Below are 1913 nucleotides of genomic sequence, written 5' to 3'. Positions count from 1 at the left end.
TCGGGGTGGACACCCAGCTCGTCGGCGATCCTGCGGATCGCGCCCTTGGCCCGCGCCGGGTCAGCCAACGCGTCCAACGCCCGTCCTCGCGGCCCGCTACCGCAGCTCATCGGGGTACTTCTTCTGTCCCATGACAGTGATCCTTCCGTGTCATCACTGCCTCCATCAAACCCGGGGCGATTCACGTGGTTCCGGGCCGGTCCAAGAAGGTCTTCAAGACCTGGCTCGCCGCTCGGGGTGAGTCCTGGCGTGGGCGGGTTGAGGTGGTAGCCACGGGGCGGGTTCACCGGGTTCAAGAGCGCTGCAGGCGAGGAGCTCCCACAGGCCCGGGCGGTGATGGAGCCCTCTCATGTCGTGTCCCTGGCTGCCGGCAAGCTCGACCAGTGCCGCCGCCGGATCCAACGAGTGATCGCGGGCCGCGGCCCACGGCCACGGCCTGGCCTCCTTCATCCGCGACCCTGCTGCGGCGACCTCCTCATACCTCAGCAACGTCACCGCAGGCCAGTTAGCCTGGGACCTGTTCGACTTCGCTCTGACCTTCATCCCAGGTTCAGTTTTCGGAGCCGGCGCACACACCATCGCCCGCACTACCGCCAGGGACATGGCCGCCAGCCGCAGCGCCCTGAGACAAGGAGGCAAGAAAGCAGCTAAAGCCACCGAACAAGCAGCAGCCAGAACCGAAGCCCAACGCGTCGCAGAATCACAAGCAGCACACACCAAAGCCACAGAAGCCGCGAGAAAAGTGCATCAGCAGCGACGATATAGGACGAAAACCGTATCGTCAGAGCATCCCGCTGAATCTGAACATGCACTAAGTGGATGGAGTGAGGAACGGAGACCATCAGGCTTCCAAAAGCCGAATGTCAGTGAAGTATTGAGAGTCACAGATGAAATGGGATACCCTCGCACTCCACACCCCTACGATCAGGGCACCCCCGGACTTTATCACGCATCACACACAGAAAGACAAAAAGCACTTACTGCCAAATGGCCCCACCTGGGGGTATCTAAACCAATTTGCGAAGACTGTAACGGATGGTTTCGCAGCCTTGCTCAATACCAAGGAAGAGATTGTTACGTCACAGACCCGAATGGCGTGTGGAGATTTAGGTCAGATGGAACTATCGCTGCTCCAGACGGACGAATTTTTAACCCAAATGAGACAGTTCCTTCCACATACTTTTAACTAGAACAAAACCAAGCTGACACTTGGAGAAACAATGATCGACGCAAAAACACTTGCAGCCGAGATAAAAATTGCCGCAACAGAAGTAGGTGCCAACAGTAAAGGAATTCTATCTATAGGACGACGCATGAGGATCTATGCTGCAATGATCGATACTCAAGATGCAGAACGCTCTTACCGACTTCGCATTTCTTTACAGGAGAAGTGTGTGCGCCACGTCCAGCATCTATGGACCGCATCATTCCCCAATAATCCCTCATTAGAGGATATGCTAACATTGGCTCACCAGGTCGTGGAACGACAAGTTAGTGCCGATCGAGCGGAAATAGAAGCACACCGCTTCTTCCAAAATTTAGACAGAGCCGCCACAAATCCTGCAAACCATCGCGCCATCATGGTCGCCGATGCGGCTAGACAACTCATCGCATCAACTTGCTATCGAGACCCGTACGCCGACATTGATGAAACTATAGAGGATGACGACGAGCTTCTGCCAGATTCCTTGGACTGTAGTTATGCGTGTGCGTGTGCGGTCGCGGGAGGCATGAATTGGAGACCTGCCGATGAGGTTGACGTTGAGGCTCGTCGGGCTTTCTGGATGTGGTACCTTAACGACGCTATTCCATCAGTTCTCAATAGTTAAGTAAGCTCTGCAAGACAGGTTGCCCTACAACAGACGGAGGGTGTTGGAGGCGAATCAGTCTACTCTGGAGTGCGTGGTGTTTCT

At 55.6% G+C, this 1913-nt stretch carries 2 protein-coding genes and 1 pseudogene; all 3 read left to right on the top strand.

Translation table 11 applies throughout. The features are described 5' to 3' along the window. Positions 1–179: 179 nt before the first annotated feature. A pseudogene (locus BKH32_RS13050) lies at positions 180–429 on the top strand (transposase); the annotation flags it as partial. A 172-nt stretch (positions 430–601) separates the two neighbouring features. Continuing rightward, positions 602–1186, top strand: a complete 585-nt coding sequence (locus BKH32_RS14830) for a hypothetical protein (protein WP_430383809.1) — start codon at positions 602–604, stop codon at positions 1184–1186. Between the two features lie 34 nt (positions 1187–1220). Further along, positions 1221–1829 (top strand): Imm5 family immunity protein, encoded by a 609-nt coding sequence (locus tag BKH32_RS13045; RefSeq protein ID WP_075250416.1) that lies wholly within the window; start codon positions 1221–1223, stop codon positions 1827–1829. Positions 1830–1913: the final 84 nt, after the last annotated feature.

Origin of the sequence: Actinomyces oris (assembly GCF_001929375.1) — a bacterium.
Lineage (GTDB): Bacteria > Actinomycetota > Actinomycetes > Actinomycetales > Actinomycetaceae > Actinomyces > Actinomyces oris_B.
The sequence above is the reverse complement of the archived record's forward strand: the minus strand, read 5'-3'. Positions and strand labels throughout refer to the sequence as shown.